Here is a 19,838-nt window from a genome sequence, read left to right on the forward strand (position 1 = left end):
TTCATGAAGTAGCGTCACCGGTTGAATGCAGTTTCGTAGTGAAAACACCTCCGGCGCGATAGTCAATGAAAAACATTGTGTTCCGCCAGACTCACAACCCCAGGCGTCAACGCCTCGATTCCAGGTATCGAAGTCCATGAAGAAAGACAAGCACAATATCTTGGCAGCCGTCGGAACGGTGATGACTGCATGGCTGATGGTCGGACTGAGCACCATCAACAATTTTACCGAGGCAGCGCCGATAACCCCTGCGGAACCGTACTCCGCAAGCAAGGGGAGCCATACGGACACTCCACAGGCGAAAGCCGAACGTATGGCGTTGGAGGCGGCCTCCGTTGCTCCGTTGAAGGGTATCGATTCCACAAAACGCGAATGGTGGGTGTTGATGGATCGGAAGCAGCTCGATTTTGTGAAGGGCGCGCGACGGTATCTGCAGAAGTATGGCCCCAGCCCCGAATCCTACGAACTCATCGTGGCGTCGGGTTTTGAGCCTCCGTATTTCATTAAAGGCTTCAAGCCCGCATTCGATAAAGAGCCCACCGAGACGAACCTCATCGTTGATAAAGTGGCGCGAGCGGCGTTCGTCGACGAGCAGATGAAGCTCAATGCGATGGTAGTGGAATCGCCGGATGCCACGAAGGACGAGCGTGGTGGCGCCTTCGAATGGATGCTGGATGAAGCCAGTAGCAAGGCCGAGGCGGAATCGAAGCCGGTCGACCTTGCCCCTTTCCACTCCATCGTGGAAAGGCTGGTCGCGAAGTATCCGGATTCTCGGGCGCTAGGAGTGGCGACCCAGTACCTTCAAGCCCTGCAAGATCAAAGCGCCGCGTACGAGAAGAAGGCGAACGAGTTCGAAGTAGAGCTGGAATCCACGCCGCTCGCCGCGCCCATGAAAGAAGCGGCGGAAAAACTGCAGGACCAGCGAAACGCTGCAGCCAATGCCGCTAAAGTACGCGCGGCCAGTATCGGCTCGATCAAGTTCAAGGCTCTTGATGGGCGCGCGGTCGATCTTACCAAGATGCGCGGAAAAGTGGTCCTCATCGATTTCTGGGCGACTTGGTGTGGCCCTTGTGTTGCCGAACTACCGAACGTCAAGAGAGTGCTCGCAGCCTACCAGGACAAGGGATTCGTGGTGGTCGGTATCGCTATGGATCGTGAGCAGGACCGGCAGAAGCTGGTGAACTTCGTGAAGAAGTGGCATCTGTCCTGGCCACAGTACTTCGACGGAAAGGGCTTGAATACCAAATTCGCCAAGCAATTCGGAATCCACGCGATTCCCGAAACGTTCCTGCTGGACAAGAAGGGTCGTGTCGTCGCGGCTGACATCCGGGGCGAGAAGCTGGAATTGGAAGTGAAACATTGGCTGGGGTTGTGAGGTCCTTTTGACAAGTGGATCGAGGTCTTGCAGTGCCGAAAGCATCATGGGAAATACGAATTGATCTTCATCAGAGGGGGCTGGTATTTAATGAATGCAGTCAGCAGGTGCGCAGCCAAAACGCTCTCAGCCCGATCGGCCATGAAAGCGTCGTGCACTACCGAGCCTCAATACCAGTCATCAAAGTTCATGACTAAAAGTAAGACGGGGTTCTTGACGTCTATTAGTAAGATGACGGTCTTGCTGCTGATGGTTGGCCTGAGCATTTCAAACCGCGATGCCGGGGCCGTCACGACGGCCCCGGCAAAACCTCATGTCGGCGCCACCGAGAGTCGATACCGGATTGACAGCCAGATCAGCGGTCTGAAAGACGGCATTGAGGTGAAGTTGTTTCTGACAGATGGGTCGCCCGAGAAGAACGGCAAAAGAGAACCTGCGGCAACCACGATATCGGCGCATGGCACATTCAGCCTGAAAGGGCGTGTCGATCAACCCGTGATGGGCTCTCTTTGGATTGGCCCTGACAACTACATTCCCATGATCATCGAGCCTGCCAGATACACAATCAAAGGCAGCGGAGATCACATCATTGCTGTAGGTGGCCGATATAACGACGTGGTGTATGGCTACACCCGGCTGCCAAAATACATCGTGGCAGCGAGGCGCGCTGAAGAGCGCGAGAAACTCGCGAACACCGGTTTGGACGAATCGAACGAGGCGGCAGTCAAGGCATCCAACAAGGCTATCGATGAGGCATGGGTTCCGGTGCGAAAGATCAAGAACGGCTATCAACGCCAGCTTCTCGAGGGTAACGCCGCGGTCTTGGTGAAACTGTTCACGCTTGCAGACAACGACGATCCAAGCTACAGCATGACCCAACGCATGGCTATGCTGGACACCTATGCAGAGAAGGTTGGTCCACGCCCGCAGATCGCACGCATGCGCAGAGAGCTGGCGTTGTCTCAGAAATTGGCGCTGGCGCGGCGGGCGCTCGCGATCGGCAAACCTTACAAGGACATCGTGGCCCGGGATGCGGAAGGCAACCTGCGCCAATTGTCCGATGTCCTGGCGCACAACAAACTGGTGTTGGTCAACTTCTGGGCGTCCTGGTGTGGGCCTTGTCGCGCCGAATTCCCGCGTCTTGCCAAGCTTTATAGACAATTCCACGGTCGAGGCTTCGAGATCTACGCGGTGTCCCTTGACGAGGATCGTGCACAATGGTTAAAAGCTCTTAAGGATGAGAAGACGAAAATCGGCGTCTCATGGGTCAATCTGCGTGATGACCAGGGTGTCGCTGGCATGTCGGCAAGTACCTACGGCATTCGCGGCTTACCGGGCAATATCCTGATCGCCGGTGGCGGCGTCATTGTCGGCCACGATCTCTACGATTGGGACATCGATCACGCTGTGCGCGCGCAGATGAAGAAGATCGTGATAGTTCGCAAGGGCACCTGATCATTTACGACGACACACACGCTTCGACATTGCGGTGGAGTTCGATGGCTGCAACGCATGAAAGATCGTGGTCGATGGTTGTCGGCGCGGCTGCAACGCCACAGCGGCGCATTTGACGCGAACAACATCCGCCGGGCTCCGCCACTCGTGGATTGCCTCCCTGCGTTGACAGTCACCCTCGATAGCGACTGCATCCTGATCCATATGGACGTGTGATGCGGCAATGCGCATTGCGCATGCAGCGCTTTCCCAGCATAGACGGAACTCAGCTGAGCGGCCACCGCCGTGCATGGTCACGGGCGAAGGGACTGCCCTCGGGTGGATTGCTTCGCGACGAAATTTATCAGCGGGAAAAATAATTTCAGTGGCCAGTACTCTTTTGGTCTCGGTAACCCACAGATAAAAAGGGGGCGCTCGTTGCGGCGTTCGGTTTAACAGCCAAACGAAATCATGAGGGGAAAAGCATGGGATCGATTCGAATAGTCCGGCCGATGGTTCTCGCACAGGCGATCCTTGCCGCCTTGGCCTTTTGTGGTAGCGCGACGGCACAGCCGCCACAGCGAGTGAATGCGCGGACCACAGTGGAGGTGGAGGCGCGTGTGGTGACGGTGAAAATTGCTGCGCAGCCGCTCGAATCCGCACTCGACGCTTTTGCCATGCAGACTGGTCTGCAGGTGGTGTACTCCAGCGTCGGACGTATTCGCAACCTGCCATCGCCGGGTTTTGTGGGTACCTTGCGGGTGGATCAAATACTGAAGCGCATGCTTGCGCCCTCGGGCTTGGTTTATGGATTTATCAACAGCCACACAGTGGTTGTGCGTCCACGTACAGTCGCGCCCGCTCCGCCGACCAATGCCGCAGCTGTTGTTCCGCCGCTACCTATCTCGGTAGAAAGCCATGTGGCGCCGGGCGAAGCGAGCAAAGCGGCCGACGCCAAGTCGGCCAAGATGCTGGATACGGTCACGGTCATCGGCACCAATCTGAGAGACATCGCCTCGGCGGCGCCCGTGCAGATCATTGATGCCGAAACGATCAAGAACCGTGGCTACTCCTCGATCGAGGATGTGCTACGCCATTTGCCGATGAACTTCAGCAATACGAGTTCGACCAGTGTTGCGCTGGGCGAAGAGGTATATGGCGAGCGGCTTGGCGCGCATTTGCAGTCCACACTTGGCGCCAGCGCGGTCAACCTGCTCGGCCTGGGTAGTCGCTCGACCCTCGTACTGGTGGATGGTCATCGCCGTACCGGCTCGGCGCAAGCGCAGGGCGAGTTTACTGACATCTCTTCGATCCCACTGTCCCAGATCGAACGCATCGAGGTCTTGGGCGCCGGCGCCAGCGCCATTTATGGCGCCGACGCGGTGGGCGGTGTGATCAACATCGTGCTGAAGAAATCCTACGAAGGAACCGTGATTCATACCCGCCATGAGAATTCCGCCAGCGGTGCCGATGTCAACGAAGTGGATCTGGCGCACACCTTCGGCTGGAAGAATGGTGCGCTGACCGTCTCCGCGCAGTACCGGTCGGCCGATCCGCCCAATATTCGCCGTTACATCCATGTAGGACCAAGCGGCATAGGCGATTTTACCGATATCGGTGGGGCCAATGTGCGCACGTCAAATCTGGGGCAACCGGGTGTGGTCTTCGAATCAATCGACGGGGGTTACCCTGGAGGTCATCTGGAAGGCGCGCCCCTGGGCATCATCCCTGGTGGACAAAGTGGCAGCGCGCTGCAGCCATCCCAGTTGCTTCCCTACAGCATCGCCACTGCGCCCTCGGATTATCCCATCGCCCGGATTGGACCGCAGGTCAAATCCCCTGCCTTCCGCGTGAGCGGCGAGCAGACGTTCGGTGACGAACTCAAGCTTTCCTACGGCGTGGGCTACACCCAGCAGAGGGACGTCGAGCACTGGCATCCAAGTGCAGGTGATTTCAATTTTCTCGAAGGCGGTGGCGCTGAGGCGACCTACATCCCTGCCAGCAATCCGTATAACCACTTTGGCCAAGACGTGTTGGTGGGCTACTCCTACGACCGCGAATTTGCCGGCATGACACTTTCCCAAGATCAGAAGCAGACCAATCGAGACTACAACCTGGGACTATCCGGCAAGCTACCAGTACTGAAGAACTGGACTTTCGATCTGAACTACAACGGCAGCATGGAGAATGGACGAACCGACGCGCTCGGCGATCTAGATGGATCGGGTGGTCCCGATGGGTATGGCCGGACCATGGGGGTACTGGATGGTTTGAATGTCTTTGGTGATGGTAGTGACCCTGCGGTAGTGGCATCCAATCGTGCACTGCTAGAAACGCTGGTGGAACGCTACGCCTTCGGATTCAGATCGTCGGAGGATTCGGTGGATTTGCTGACCCGTGGTGCGCTGTTCGCTCTGCCCGCGGGCAAGGTCGAAGCAGCGATTGGTGCGCAGTACAACTCCCAGCGCTATCACTACCAAAGCACCATCGATGGTTTCTCCGTCTCGGACAGCCATCGCGATGACACTGCAGAGTTCGTCGAACTGGGTGTGCCGTTGCTGAAGGACTTGCCGTTGGCAAAGGAGCTGACGCTCACGCTGGCGGCACGACACGGGTCATTCAATGAGCATGGAAACGGTTCACTGCAGAACTATGCGCCGGACCTGGTCGCGCTCGGTGGTTTCGATCTGCAATCGCTGACGGGCACCGTACCGAGTACAGCCCAGTTTGGCCAGACTGTGAACCCGCAAGGTGTGGTGACTCGCTACAGCAATACCAGCGATCAGTTTGGCCTGGTGTGGAAGCCCGTTGAATCGCTGCGCCTGCGCACCACGTGGGGGAAGTCGTTCCTGACACCATCGGTGCAACAGTTGTTCGGACCGATAACCAGCTCTGATGCCACCTTCTTGGTGAACTACGACGGTGCTCAACTGCCAGCGGGTTACACCCAACTGGTGGAGCTGGATGGCCCCAATCCCAACCTCAAGCCGCAGATCGCCACCGTCAAGACCATCGGATTTGACTACTCGCCGGCTTTTGCTACGGGGGGGTTAACCGTGTCGAGCACGTACAACGAGACGGACTTCAAGAATTATATTGGCGCACCACTCGCCGACTTGACCTACGCGCAGCTTTTTGCCGACATCGACGAACTACCTCCTGGCGTCTTCGTCAAGGGCAAGAATGGCGTGCTGTTGTTTGACGGACGCGAGGTGAATTTCATCGGGCGCAAATCGCGCAGCATCGACACCAACGTCAGCGATTACTTCACCAATCGCCTGGGCGTCTGGAACGTGCAGTTGGATGCCGTACGTACACTAGGCTTGGTAGTCCAGCCTCTCCCAGGTATACCGGCCACGGTCATCTCCGACAGTGAGTTCGGACCCAGCAAATGGGTGGCGGATATGTCCCTCACTTGGGACGAGGGTAACTACAACGGCACCGACTACTTCGCGTCAGCTGGCGCGCACTACTCCTCGGCACATCGGGTGCTGCAACCGTTGTCTAGCTACCCCAGCAGCTTCAATAACTACATCCCCAATCCTGATCCACGTCGGCGCTCCCCGTCCTACACCACCGTTGACTTCCAGGTTGGCGTCCGCTGGGCCAACCCTCATAGCTGGTTGAGCGGAAGCACCATCCGATTGGGGGTGCAGGATGCGTTTGATCGCGCTTTTCCGTTCGTCGACAACAACGTCGGATTCATTTCCAACCGGGTGGACGTAAGGGGGCGTGTCATCTACTTGGACCTGAAGAAAGAGTTTTGATACGCGCTGTAAGGCTGCGCGATCCATGACCTAGTGCGCGGTCGCAGGTGTGGGCCCACACCGTCGCCGCAACATCGAATCCGCGTGAGGTAAGCCCTAATGAGCAAGTTTCGTTCCACGGTTCCCGTTCGGAGCCTGCCGGGTAATTGCCTGGCGTCCAGTAACAACGTCGTCGGCTTCGACAGACACGAGTGGTATCTCAAGAGACCGGTACAACAGGGACGGATGAACAAACTGGAGGACAGCTATGGCGCGTAAGCCATTGCACGTTTTTTGGATTGCGTTGGTTATATGGCTGGCTACGGTGTTACCAGCTACCGCGGAGGCTCAATCACCGGTTGACGTGTCGTTGGTGTCGATACAGCGCTCGGTGCAACCGGGCAAGCCGATCACCGTGGCACTTCGCGTGCAGCACCGGCCGCATTGGCACACATTCTGGAAAAATCCCGGAACGGGCCTGCCCACTGAGTTGCAATGGGATCTTCCCTCTGGTTGGGTCGTCGGTTCGATTCAGTGGCCCACACCAGTCCTTGTGTTGGACGCGCAGGGCAATATCTCCGGCCATGGGTACGTCGGCCTGCTCTATTTGCCGATGACGATGACGCCGCCGGTCGACGCAAGACCCGGCAGCCAGGTGGTGCTGAAGGCCACTGCGCACTGGCTGATGTGCGACACGGTGTGCGTTCCGGGCGAGCAGGACGTATCGCTAACCTTGCCGGTGTCGGCTGACCCACCTGTGCTGGATGAGGCGGTGCGTGCGGCCATCGCGAAAATGCCGATGCCGCGAGCGGCCACCGATTGGAAGCTCGCCGCCAGCGAGGATAGCCATGCTGTCACCTTGCACGTGGTCGCCCCCGGCGAAGTCAGTAACCTGCATTTCTTCCCGGAAGACCAGTTCATCGCGTACAAGCAGCCACAAACGGTCGCAAGCCGTGGTGATCGCGCGCTGCTGAAGATGGCGCTGGATGCCGACGAACCCATGCCGGCCGGTGCGCGGCTGCGCGGTGTGCTGGCGTATACCGATGTGCAGGGCGGTTACAACGGGGTGGACGTGAACCTGCCGTTTGTCTCCGATACCGCGGCCGCGGCCGCCACCGCGGTGCAAGTCAGTGCGGTCGGTCCCACTGTCACCGATTCAACGCGGGCCGGCAACATCAACAATACGGGTACAGCCGGCGGCCTGTCGGTCGGCGCGCTGCTGTTCGCACTGCTCGGCGGTCTGATACTGAACCTGATGCCGTGCGTGTTTCCTGTGCTCGGTATCAAGGTGATGGGCTTCATCGATCAGGCCGGTAAGGACCGGCGCACGGTCGCTGCACATGCCTGGGGCTTCACCGCGGGTGTCATGCTGTCGTTCTGGGCGTTGGCGGGTGCGCTTGCGTTGTTGCGTGCAGGTGGCCAGCAACTTGGATGGGGTTTCCAGTTGCAATCTGCGCCGTTCGTGTTCGGTTTGGCAGTGGTGATGCTGATGTTCGCGCTGAACCTCAGCGGCGTGTTCGAGATCGGCGTACGAGCTACTTCCATCGGCTCCAGGCTGCAGGCGCGCCGAGGTATAGCCGGTTCGTTCTTCGCTGGTGTCCTGGCTACCGTAGTGGCTACACCTTGCAGTGCGCCGTTCCTGGCGCCGGCTCTTGGCGCGGCACTTGCACTACCGGTCGCACAATCGTTTTTGGTGTTCACCTTCATCGCGCTTGGTCTCTCGCTGCCCTACCTGCTGCTGTCAGTGTTTCCGGGCTTGATCCAATGGCTGCCGCGGCCAGGTGCATGGATGGAAACCTTCAAGCAGGCGATGGCGTTTCCGCTGTTTGCCACGGTGGGTTATCTGGTTTGGGTACTGGCCGGGCAGGCCAGTGAATATGGCCTACTGAATGCGTTGTTTGCGCTGGCCGTAGTGGCGTTTGCACTTTGGGTCTACGGGCGCTTTAGCAGACCGGGCACCGGTGTGGGGTGTCGGCGCTTCGCACTGATCGGTGGTTTGCTGTTGTTCGTGCTGGCGCTTGGCCTGGGCTGGCCACGGCGGGCACCCGCAGCCCAGCTGAAGTGGGAAACCTGGAGCCCCGAGCGCGTGACGCAATTGCGTCAGCAGGGGCGCGGCATCTATGTCGACTTCACCGCGCGCTGGTGCGCCACCTGCCAAGTCAATAAGAAGGTGGTGTTCGGTTCCCCTGCGGTGCAGGCGTATTTCCGCGAGCAGCACATCGCGATGCTGGAGGCTGACTGGACCAACAGCGATCCGCGGATCACCGCTGCGCTCGCCAAGTGGGGACGCAGTGCTGTGCCATTCAACCTTGTCTATCCCCCTGGGGGCGATTCAAGCGCGCCATTGGTCATGCCCTCGTTGCTGACACCCAAGATCGTTTTGAACGCCTTTCGCAAGCCCGCCGGTGTGCGTCCCTGACGCCGGCTCCATTTCATACCAAGGAAGCATCGACGATGAAGTTGAACAAACTCAAGCCTCTGACCTGCAGCATCCTCCTTGGCATGGGGTTGCTGGCGGGTGTAACCCTCGCCCAAGCCGCGCCGACCACCGACGCTGGCCAGCAGCACGTGCTGCGCGCCACGCTGAAGAATGGCCTGCGCGTGGTGATCGTGCATGACGCGCTGGCGCCGGTGGTGACCACGCAAATTAACTATCTGGTCGGCGGCTACGAGACGCCGAAGGGCTTCCCCGGCACCGCGCACGCGCTCGAACACATGATGTTTCGCGACAGCGCCGGTATGACCGGTGCACAGTTGAACGAGATGACCGGCAAGATGGGGGGCGCGAACAATGCTTTCACCACCAATGACGTGACGCAGTATTACTTCGAGGCACCATCGCAGTATCTGGACATCTTGTTGCACATCGAAGCCACCCGGATGAGCGGCCTATTGTTGAATGCCCAGGACTGGGCACTGGAGAGGGGCGCGATCGAGCAGGAGGTCTCGCGTGACATTTCCGATCCGGGCCAACTGGCATACGAAAAGGCCCAGGCTGCGCTGTACGCCGGCACCGGCTACGCGGCCGATGCGTTGGGCACACGGCCCTCGTTCGACAAGACCACGCCCAGCATCCTACGAAAGTTCCATAACGAGTGGTACGGGCCGAACAACGCGATCTTCGTGATCGCCGGCGACATCGACCCGCAGGCCACGCTGGCCAAGGTCAAGCAGTTGTTCGGCGCCATCCCCGCGCGCGCCACGCCGAAGCGTGCGCCGGTGGTGTTGCAGCCGCTGAAGCCGCAGACCATCGTTAGCACCACGCCGCAGGGAACCGGGTCGGTGTCGTTCATGTTTCGCATGCCGGGGCAGCAGACCAAGGACTATGCAGCAATGCAGGTGCTGTTCGACGTGTTATCCAACGCGCGCAGCTCGCTGTCCGAACTGGCCGTGCAAGGGAAGGTCCTCAGTGCCTCCGCACTACCGGAGTCGTTTACCCGTGGCGGCATCGGCGTGATCGAAGCCGACTTCCCCAAGGGGGGCGATGTGGCCAAGACAAAGGCTCAGGTTGAAGACGTAATCGCACGGTTGCTGAAGAATGGCATTCCGGCAGATCTGGTCGACGCCGCGAAGCGCTCCGAACTGAACAAAGCGGAGTTCAACAAGAACAGTTCGACGCAGTTGGCAAACGCATGGTCGCTGGCACTGGCCTGGCAAGGGCTGGACTCACCCGAGCAAGCCGAAGACCTGATCCGCAAAGTGACGGTGGACGATGTTAATCGTGTCGCACGCACCTACCTGAAACCGGACGAACGCGTCACCATGGTGCTCACGCCCAGCCAGGACGGCAAACGTCCGCCGGACAGCGCGGGTTTCGGTGGTACCGAATCCTTTGCCGGCAACGATAACCTCGATGTGCCACTGCCGGCATGGGCGGCCCAGCCGCTGAGCAAGCTGACGATGCCACACTGGACGCTGGCCCCGGTATCGATGACGCTGGACAATGGGCTTCACCTGGTCGTACAGCCGGAAACCATCAGCAAGACGGTCACCGTGATGGGTTACATTGATCACGATGATGGCCTGCAGGAACCCAAGGGAAAGGAGGGTGTCGGTAAATTGTTGTCCTCGCTATTCGACTACGGCACCGCCGATCTGGATCGTGCTGCGTTCCACCAGGCTCTGGACGCCATCTCAGCCGAGGAAAGTGGCGGCACCGATCCCTTAATTCTTGCGCCCAGCGAGCACTTCGAACGTGCCATGCAACTGCTGGCCGACAACGAATTGCATCCGGCGCTGCCGCAAGCGGGCTTCGACGTGCAGCGCGACGCGCTGGCCCGCACGCTTGCCGGCGAGATGCAGTCTCCGGACTACAAGGTACATCGCGCGATCATGCGCGGCCTGCTACCTGCCGACGACCCGGAACTACGTGAGGCCACTCCAACCACGGTCAACAATTTGAGCCTGGAGGATGTGAAAGCTTATTTTGCGACGACCTACCGCCCGGACCTCACCACGATAGTGGTGGTGGGTGATGTCACCCCCGCGCAGGCTAAGGCTGTCGTCGAGAAGTATTTTGGGAGCTGGAAGGCCAGTGGCCCGAAACCGGATGTGTTACCCCGACCGGTGCCACTCAACCCGTCCGGTTACACCCTCGTCAACGATCCCTACGCCGCGCAGGACCGGGTGTCGTTCGGCCAGGTACTCGACCTCAACCTGCAGAATCCGGATCGTTATGCGCTCACGCTTGGCAACGACGTGCTCGGCGGCAACGCCTTCGCCTCACGCTTGATGGTGGATGTGCGCGTCAAGCACGGCTACGCCTACGGCGTCGGCTCGGCTTTGCAGATCGAGCGCACGCGATCGTTCTTTAAAGTGGGTTATGGCAGTGATCCGGACAAGGTAGCGAGTGTGGATGCCCTGATCAGCAAGAATCTGGCTGCCATGCAGGACACCCCGGTAGAGGCGGACGAGTTGACCAACGCCAAGCAGGGCGAGATTCGCTCCATTGCGTCGGAGGTGTCCAGTGTTGGCCGCATCGCCGTTTCGCTGTTGCACTGGAGTTATCAAGGCCTGCCATTGGACGAACCAATGGTGGCCGCGAAGCACTACATTGCGCTTACCGCCCCGCAGGTGCAGGCGGCGTTCAAGAAATATCTGAAGCCACAGCACTTGGTTCAGGTTGTTCAAGGGCCTCCGCCGTTGAAGCGGGCTGTCACTCGGAACGCTGAGGCCAATGCTGCACGCGATGGCCTCAAAAAAACTGAGCGATGATCCAACTTCGTTCGTACGGGGGCCGTAGTCCCGAACACATCACTGAGAATCAATGTCGCGGGTGCCGTGGATGTCCGCACTGCGTCGTCGCTTCATGTGGACGCGGCGACGCATCGTGGATATCACCATTGTGTGACATGACTCGGCTGAGATTGCGAACCAGGCGGGAAAACTACTTGAACAAGTATTTACTTGACTTCGTTCTTTCCATTTTGAATGGAAAATGGCGCACGGTTCGTGATGTCGCTATGGATGGCGAAGCATGAATTTTCGTCATTTGCGTTTTTTTATTGTAGTGGCAGAAGAGCTTCACTTTGCACGTGCCGCAGAACGGTTGCATGTTGAGCAGTCACCGTTGTCGCGCGCGATCAAGGCACTCGAATGCGACTTGGGCGTGCAGTTGTTCGAGCGCACCACGCGCAATACGCGCCTGACTTGGGCTGGGCAGGTATTTCTTGACGAGGCGCGGCGGATCTTGGCAGGCGTGGAGCAGGCCAAGGCAAGCGTAATAGCGGCAGCTACCGGAAGTCAGGGACGATTGCGCCTCGCGTTGTCGGATGGTATCGCGCCGCTGCGACTTGCCGCCGTGTTGGCGCAATGCCGCGAAGAGGAGCCGGAGGTGGAGATCCGAGTATTCGAGATGCCCTTCGCCCAGCAAATTAGGGGCCTGCGAAGCGACCTGCTGGATGTCGGACTGGCGTTGGCCGGCGATGTTGGCGACGGTATAGTCGCTACGCCAGTTTGGGCCGATCCGATGGCAGTGGTGGTGCCGGCACGTCACCCTCTGCTGGTGCATAAACGCATTCCGCTCGGTGAAGCACTTAAATATCCGCTAATTCTTTGTCACCCTGAAGCTGGTTCGGGTTGTTACTCGCAAATCGTCGCTATCCTTCGCACCGTGGAAGCCGAACCGACGGTCATTGAACACGCGACAAGCCTGGAAATCCTGCTGACGCTGGTTGGAGCGGGCTACGGGGTTGGCTTCGCCATTGCCTCGCAAATCGCATCGATCCAGCGAGCTGACGTCATCGCGCGTCCATTGGCGGGGCGCTCTCCTTTGTTGAAAACCTTCCTGTTACGAGACAACCATGAGCCGCCCGACGTTGTGAAACGCTTCATTGAACGACTGCTTTCGGCGGAAGGTGCGTTACTGTGCAACGGTGGAGGGCCGGTCTGCCCATCGGAAGTTGACGCACGATGAAAAATGATTGATGGGTTGATAATGAGGTGGCCATGAAGGGCATGGACATGTCCGGCAGCACGCCATTCTGGCCCCCACCAAGGCGTCGCCGGCGTATGCTGCCGGTGATCATTCGCACTCGTAACGGAGGAGCCGCATCGGCATGACTTGCTTTCGGCTTCCACGGGTTGCCCCGCGTCGTTGGTGCCTGCGCGACCTTCGTCGCGCTCGTCTGACGCGCGGGCTGCTGCTGGTCGGCGTGCTGTTCATGCTGGGCCTGCAGACAGCGCTCGCTGCCTACGCCTGTGCCATGCCGCCAACGATGATAGGGCCGGTCATGGCGATGGGTGCGGGCACAGGGGATGCCGCCATGCGCGGTACCCGCCCGGAGATGCGGCACGCCACGGCCGACCGTATCTTGTGCACCCAGCATTGTGCCTCGCAGGCGTCTGCGCCCAGCGACGCCCGGCCCATGACGGTACCGCCCAGCCTGCTCGTGGCCTTGCCGCCCGTCTTGCCGCTCATCGTTTCGCAGACACCGATATCTTTCGTCCCCGAACGTTACTACCGGCTGCGTGCGCCACCACCACCGGCCTCCCTGTTGTTCTGCTCCCTGCTGATCTAGCACTTCCCGGCCATCGCCGAGGTGCCGTCGTGCCCGCGTGGCGCGACGCCTGTTCGATCACGGGAGTAAATCACTATGTCGTTTCCATCTTCATGTTCGGCCCATCGGTGCGCGTGGGTTCTGCTCATCATTCTGGGCGGATCGATGGCGATCACAGCCCAAGCTGCCGATACTCCAGCAGTGACGCTCGATGCCGCTGTTCGGCAGGGCGTGACCCGTGCGCCGCTGCTCGCCGCACGTAGCGCCGACCTCGATGCGCGGCGCGATGAAGCCGTGCGGGCAGGGCGCCTGCCCGACCCGTCGCTGACCTTCGGCGTCTCCAACTTCCCGGTCACCGCTCCGGGCGGCTTCAGCCTGCGCTCGGACGCGATGACCATGCGCACAGTCGGCGTGATGCAGGCGATTCCCTCGCGTGCCGCGCGTACGGCCGAGCGTTCGCTGGCCGCTGCGCAGGTCGATGTCGCCGAGGCCGACCGCACCGCCACCGTGCAGGGCCTGCGCGAGCGCATCGCCGATGCCTGGATCGGCGTGTGGGCAGCCACGCAGCAGCGCAGCTTGCTGGAAACCTTGCGTGATGAAAGCACGCTCGCGGTGCAGGTCGCCAAGGCGCGGCTGCGCGGTGGCACCGGCAGCGCCGCGGACGTGCTGGCTGCGCAAGCGGAGACGCTGGCGTTGGCCAACCGGATCGATGCGGCCGACGCCGGCCTGCAGGCGGCGCACGCGTCCTTGCAGCGCTGGTTGGGTGATGCGCCGGCCGTGTTGGCGGACGCCCCGGATTTCGGCCAATTGCCGGTGGCGCCCGCCCAACTGGAGCTGCACACCGACCGGCAGGCACCGATGCAGGCGTGGCAGGCGCGCGAACAAGTGGCCGATGCCGCGCTGGCGCAGGCGCGCGCCGCGAAGCATCCGGACTGGAGCGTGGACGTCACCTACGGTCACCGCGCGCCGTATCTGTCGGACATGGTGATGGTGCAGGTTGGCGTGAGCCTGCCGTTGTTCACGCGCAACCGGCAGGACCGCGACATCAGCGCGAAGCAGGCCCGGCGCGATGCGGTCGAGTCGGCGCGCGAGGATGCCCGTCGCGCGCAACGCGAAATCGTCGCGCGCGACATCGCCGCTTGGCAGGGTTGGGGCCGGCAGATTGCACGCGATCGCGAAGCGCTGTTGCCGCTGGCCAGCGACCGCAGCCGGGTGGCGCTGGCCGCCTACCGTGGTGGCGGCACGTTGCAGTCGTGGCTGGACGCCCGTCGCGCTGAGATCGCGCTGCGTTTGGACTATGCCGATGCGCTGGCGGCTCGCGCCCGCGCCTGGGCGGCGCTCGCCTACCTGTTGCCCGAGTCCGCCTCGTCGTCGGAGAACCTGCCATGAAACGGATCGGTATCGTGATCGGTGCGCTGGCGTGTGCCGCTGTGCTGCTGGCGCTGGGGTATGTCGGCGGTCGCCATGTCGGCGCCGCGTCGACGCCGGCCAGCGCGTCCTCGAGCACGCAACGCAAGGTGCTGTACTGGTACGACACGATGGTGCCCGACCAGCACTTCGACCATCCCGGCCTGTCGCCGATGGGCATGCAAATGGTGCCCAAGTACGCCGACGAAGCGGGCGGCGACAAAGCCGTGGTGCGCATCGACCCGGCCACCGTGCAGAACCTGGGCGTGCGCACCGTGGCCGTGGTGCGCCGGGTATTGCCGGCCCGGCTCCAGGTGCCCGGCACCGTGAGCTGGAACCTGCGCGATGCCGTCGCCGTGAGCGCGCGCGTCGACGCGGTGGTGGAGCGGCTCGATGTGCGTGCGCCTTACACGGTCGTCAAGGCCGGGCAACCGCTGGCCGAACTGCTGGCGCCGCAGTGGAGCAGCGCGATCGCCGAGTACCGCGCATTGCAGCACGCGCAGTCCGCCGACGCGCAGGCGTTGCGCTCAGCCGCACGGCAGCGGCTGCAGGTGCTTGGCCTGACGTCGCAGGACATCGCCTCGGAGCGGGACGGTCGCATCACCCTGCACGCGCCGCAGGACGGCGTGGTCACGACGCTGGGTGTGCGCGAAGGCCAGCAGGTCGGCGCCGGGCAGACCCTGATGACGCTCGACGGCCTGTCCACGGTATGGGTGGAGGCGGCGCTGCCGCAGGCCGCGGTAGGAACCGTGCGCGCCGGCACGCCGGTGAGCGTGCGTGCGACGGCCTTGCCCGGCCGGGTGTTCCACGGCCAGGTGGAAACCCTGCTGCCGGACATCGACGCCACGACCCGTACCCAGCGCGCACGCATCGTGCTGGCCAATCCGGAGCACGCGCTGAGTCCCGGCATGTTCGTCAGCGTGGAGCTGCAGCCGGCGTCGGGTTCGCCCGAGCCGGTGGTGCCGGACGGCGCCGTGATCGCCACCGGCAGCGCCGCGCCGCGGGTGCTCGTGGCCGAGGGTGATGGCCGCTTCCGGCCGGTGGCGGTGCGCCTGGGTCGTTCGGCGGGCGGTTATACCGAAGTTCTCGCAGGACTTTCCGGTGGCGAGCGGGTGGTGGTGTCCGGCCAGTTCCTGATCGACTCCGAAGCGAACCTGTCCGGCGCATTGCAACGGATGCAAACAAGCGAGTCCGTGCCCGCGCCGGCGGCCAGCACCGCCATGCCGGGCATGCCGATGGGAGACGAACGATGATCGCCGCGCTGATCCGCGTTTCGATCCGGTATCGCCTCTTCGTGCTGCTGGCCGCGCTGGCGTTGGCAGCAGTCGGTGCGTTCTCGGCGTGGCATACGTCCATCGACGCGCTACCGGATCTCTCCGACACCCAGGTGATCATCCGCACCAGCTACCCCGGCCAGTCGCCGCAGGTGGTGGAGGATCAGGTGACCTATCCGCTGGCCACCACCATGCTGTCGGTGCCCGGCGCGACCACGGTGCGCGCCTATTCGTTCTTCGGCGATTCCTACGTGGACGTGCTGTTCAGCGACAGCACCGACCTCTACTGGGCGCGCTCGCGCGTGCTGGAGTACCTGAGCCAGGCGCGCAGTCAACTTCCGGCGGGCGTCGATCCCACGCTCGGCCCGGATGCCACCGGCTTGGGCTGGATCTACGAATATGCCCTGGTCGACCGCAGCGGCCGGCACGACCTCGGCCAGCTCACCGCGCTGCAGAACTGGACCTTGCGTTTCCAGTTGAAGACCGTGCCGGGCGTGGCCGAGGTGGCCACGCTGGGCGGCATGGATCGCGCCTGGCAGATCGTGCCCGATCCGCAGGCGTTGGCCGCGCGTGGCCTCACCGTGGCGCAACTGGTCGATGCCGTGCGCGCCGCCAACGGTGCCAACGGCGGCTCGGTGATCGAGCAGGGCGAGGCCGAGCTGATGGTGCGCAGCGAAGGCTATCTGAAGACTCGCACCGACTTCGAGAACGTGCCCATCGTCGCCAACGCGAACGGCGTGCCAGTGCGGCTGCGCGATGTGGCCAGCGTGCGTCGCGGCCCGGTCTTCCGGCGCGGCATCGCCGAGCTGGACGGCCAGGGCGAAGTGGTCGGCGGCATCATCGTGATGCGCTCGGGCGCGAACGCCAGGGCCACCATCGCGGCGGTGAAGGCGCGGCTGGCGCAGATCCGGCGCAGCCTGCCGGCGGGCGTCGAGATCGTGCCCACCTATGACCGTTCGCGGTTGATCGACGCCGCGGTGGAGAACCTGTGGGGCAAGCTGCTGGAGGAGTTCCTGATCGTCGCACTGGTCTGCGCGATGTTCCTCGGCCACCTGCGCTCGGCACTGGTCGCGGTGGTCACGCTGCCGCTGGGCGTGCTCGCCGCCTTCATCGTGATGAACCTGCAAGGCGTCACCGCCAACCTGATGTCGCTGGGCGGCATCGCCATCGCGATCGGCGCGATGGTGGATGCGGCGATCGTGATGATCGAGAACACCCACCGGCACCTGGAGCACTGGCGCGATGCGCACGCCAGCGCGGAACCGCAGGGCGCGGCGCGCTGGGCGCTGATTGCCGAGGCTACCGTGGAGGTGGGGCCGGCGTTGTTCGTGAGCCTGCTGGTGATCGCGTTGTCGTTTGTACCGGTGTTCGCGCTGCAAGGCCAGGAAGGCAAGCTGTTCAAGCCGCTGGCTTTCACCAAGACCTATGTGATGGCGGCCGCCGCAGGACTGGCGGTGACCCTGGTGCCGGTGCTGATGGGTTACCTGGTGCGCGGGCGCATCCGTGCCGAGCGCGACAACCCGATTAACCGGGGCCTCACCGCGCTGTATGCACCGGTCCTCGACAGCGTGCTGCGCTGGCCGAAGACCACGCTGGCGCTGGCCGGTTTGCTGCTGCTCACCGCGCTGTTGCCGCTCAGCCGGCTCGGCAGCGAGTTCATGCCCGCGATGGACGAGGGCACGCTGCTGTACATGCCGACGGCATTGCCGGGCTTGTCGGCGGGCAAGGTGGCGCAACTGCTGCAGCTCACCGATCGCATGCTCAAGACCGTGCCGGAAGTCGCGCACGTGTTCGGCAAGGCGGGCCGTGCCGATACCGCTACCGATCCCGCGCCGCTGGAGATGTTCGAAACCACCATCACGTTCAAGCCGAAGGATCAGTGGCGTCCAGGCATGACGATGGACAAGATCAAGGCAGAACTGGACAAGGCGGTACACGTACCAGGGCTGACGAACCTGTTCGTGCCGCCGATCCGCAACCGCATCGACATGCTCTCCACCGGCATCAAGAGCCCGATCGGCATCAAGGTGCTGGGTAGCGATCTGGCCGCGTTGCAAGTGGTGGCCGACCATATCGAAGCAGTGGCGCGGACCGTGCCCGGTGTGCGTTCGGCAGTGGCCGAACGCCCGACCAGCGGCCGCTACGTCGACGTGCATATCCGCCGTGACGAGGCAGCGCGCTACGGACTGACGCAGGCACAGGTGCAGCAGTTGATCGCCACCGTGGTCGGCGGCGATCCCATCGGGCAAAGCATCGAAGGGCGCGAACGCTTTCCCATCGTGGTGCGTTACCCGCGCGTGGATCGCGATTCGGTGCAGGCGCTGCGGCAACTGCCGATCGTGGCCGCCAGCGGTGCCCAACTCACACTGGGCCAGATCGCCGACATCCGTGTCGAAGCGGGGCCGTCGATGCTGAAGAGCGAGGACGGCCAGCTGGCGACCTACGTCTACGTCGATACCGACAGCGGCAACCTCGGCGGCGTGGTGGCTCGGCTGCAACATGCCGTGGCCAAGCAGGTCGCGTTGCCGGCGGGCGTCACGCTGGACTGGTCGGGCCAGTTCCAGTACCTGGCCAGCGCCGCGCAGCGGCTCAGACTGGTGGTGCCGGTAGCACTGCTGATCATCTTCGCGCTGATCTACGCCGTGTTCCGGCGCGCCAGCGAGGCGGGGCTGATCATGGCCAGCGTGCCGCTGGCGCTGGTTGGCGGCCTGTGGCTGGTCTGGCTGCTCGGCCAGGCGGTGTCGGTGGCGACGGTGATCGGTTTCATCGCCCTGGCCGGCGTTGCCGCCGAGTTCGGCGTGGTGATGCTGCTGTACCTGCGGCAAGCGTGGGATCGGCAACTTGCACGCGATCCGCAGGCCGGTTTCGACGCGCTGGACGAGGCGATCCGCCAGGGCGCCGCGCAGCGCGTGCGGCCGAAAACGATGACCGTAGCCGTCATCCTGGCCAGCCTGCTGCCGATTCTGCTCGGCCACGGTGCGGGCTCCGAAGTCATGCAGCGCATTGCCGCGCCGATGATCGGCGGCATGCTCACCGCACCTCTGTTGTCCATGCTGGTGCTGCCGGCGGCGTTCCGCTTGCTGATGCGGTACCGGCTGCGCAAGGCAGCGCAATCAATCTCAACGTCCCACCTACCCCGGGAGATCCAACCATGAAGAAGCACGTTTTCACCCTTGTATGCGCCGGTGCGCTGGTCTTGGCCTCCACAGCCTCCTTCGGTCAACAGATGGACTCGAACATGCCCGGTATGCAAGCGACGAAACCCACACAGGTGCAAGGCGTGGGGATCGTCAAGGCCATCGATACCACCAAGGGAACCATCACGTTGCAGCACCAGGCCATCACCGCTATTGGGTGGCCGGCGATGACCATGACCTTCAAGGCCGACCCATCAGATCTTCTGCAGAACGTGAAAGTGGGTGAGCAAGTGCGATTCACCCTGCATCTGGCCGGCATGGGCAGCACGGTGACGGCGATTGCGCCGGTTCAGCCCTGAGGCATGGCGAGAGAGTAGGGTGGCCATGGTATGCCGCTCGGTTTCGGTGAAGCGGATCAAATCTGATCTCGATCCTGCTCTGACGACGAAGCGTGAGCTTTCGCCCGC

The 19,838-nt window shown here is 62.2% G+C and carries 11 protein-coding genes; all 11 read left to right on the forward strand.

The features are described 5' to 3' along the window. The first annotated feature begins 136 nt into the window (after nucleotides 1–136). Entirely contained in the window at nucleotides 137–1,375 is a 1,239-nt protein-coding gene (locus ACFPPB_RS07685; protein ID WP_377325999.1) for a TlpA disulfide reductase family protein, read from the forward strand. Between the two features lie 189 nt (nucleotides 1,376–1,564). Continuing rightward, nucleotides 1,565–2,830 carry a redoxin domain-containing protein gene (locus ACFPPB_RS07690; RefSeq protein WP_377326000.1) on the forward strand — a complete coding sequence of 422 codons (1,266 nt, stop codon included), beginning with the start codon at nucleotides 1,565–1,567 and terminating at the stop codon, nucleotides 2,828–2,830. Nucleotides 2,831–3,429: 599 nt separating this feature from the next. After that, nucleotides 3,430–6,576, forward strand: a complete 3,147-nt coding sequence (locus ACFPPB_RS07695; protein ID WP_377326002.1) for a TonB-dependent receptor domain-containing protein — start codon at nucleotides 3,430–3,432, stop codon at nucleotides 6,574–6,576. Nucleotides 6,577–6,823: 247 nt separating this feature from the next. Beyond that, entirely contained in the window at nucleotides 6,824–8,974 is a 2,151-nt protein-coding gene (locus tag ACFPPB_RS07700; protein WP_377326004.1) for a protein-disulfide reductase DsbD family protein, read from the forward strand. Between the two features lie 35 nt (nucleotides 8,975–9,009). Further along, a complete protein-coding gene (locus tag ACFPPB_RS07705) occupies nucleotides 9,010–11,769 on the forward strand; it encodes a M16 family metallopeptidase (RefSeq protein WP_377326006.1) in 2,760 nt (919 codons plus the stop codon). A 262-nt stretch (nucleotides 11,770–12,031) separates the two neighbouring features. Continuing rightward, complete coding sequence (locus ACFPPB_RS07710) at nucleotides 12,032–12,970, forward strand: LysR family transcriptional regulator (protein ID WP_377326008.1); 939 nt, start codon at nucleotides 12,032–12,034, stop codon at nucleotides 12,968–12,970. Between the two features lie 142 nt (nucleotides 12,971–13,112). Beyond that, nucleotides 13,113–13,574, forward strand: coding sequence for a hypothetical protein (locus ACFPPB_RS07715; protein WP_377326010.1), 462 nt, complete (start codon nucleotides 13,113–13,115; stop codon nucleotides 13,572–13,574). Nucleotides 13,575–13,718: 144 nt separating this feature from the next. Further along, on the forward strand, nucleotides 13,719–14,942 hold the full coding sequence (locus tag ACFPPB_RS07720) for a TolC family protein (protein WP_377326012.1): 1,224 nt from the start codon (nucleotides 13,719–13,721) through the stop codon (nucleotides 14,940–14,942). Beyond that, nucleotides 14,939–16,213 (forward strand): efflux RND transporter periplasmic adaptor subunit, encoded by a 1,275-nt coding sequence (locus ACFPPB_RS07725; protein ID WP_377326014.1) that lies wholly within the window; start codon nucleotides 14,939–14,941, stop codon nucleotides 16,211–16,213. Before ACFPPB_RS07720 ends, ACFPPB_RS07725 begins: the two co-directional genes overlap by 4 nt. Beyond that, nucleotides 16,210–19,389 (forward strand): efflux RND transporter permease subunit, encoded by a 3,180-nt coding sequence (locus tag ACFPPB_RS07730; protein WP_377326016.1) that lies wholly within the window; start codon nucleotides 16,210–16,212, stop codon nucleotides 19,387–19,389. Before ACFPPB_RS07725 ends, ACFPPB_RS07730 begins: the two co-directional genes overlap by 4 nt. Beyond that, nucleotides 19,386–19,730: a copper-binding protein gene (locus ACFPPB_RS07735; protein WP_377326018.1), complete on the forward strand. Its 345-nt coding sequence runs from the start codon at nucleotides 19,386–19,388 to the stop codon at nucleotides 19,728–19,730. Before ACFPPB_RS07730 ends, ACFPPB_RS07735 begins: the two co-directional genes overlap by 4 nt. Nucleotides 19,731–19,838: the final 108 nt, after the last annotated feature.

This window comes from Rhodanobacter terrae, from assembly GCF_042657005.1.
GTDB classification, from domain to species: Bacteria; Pseudomonadota; Gammaproteobacteria; order Xanthomonadales; family Rhodanobacteraceae; genus Rhodanobacter; species Rhodanobacter terrae.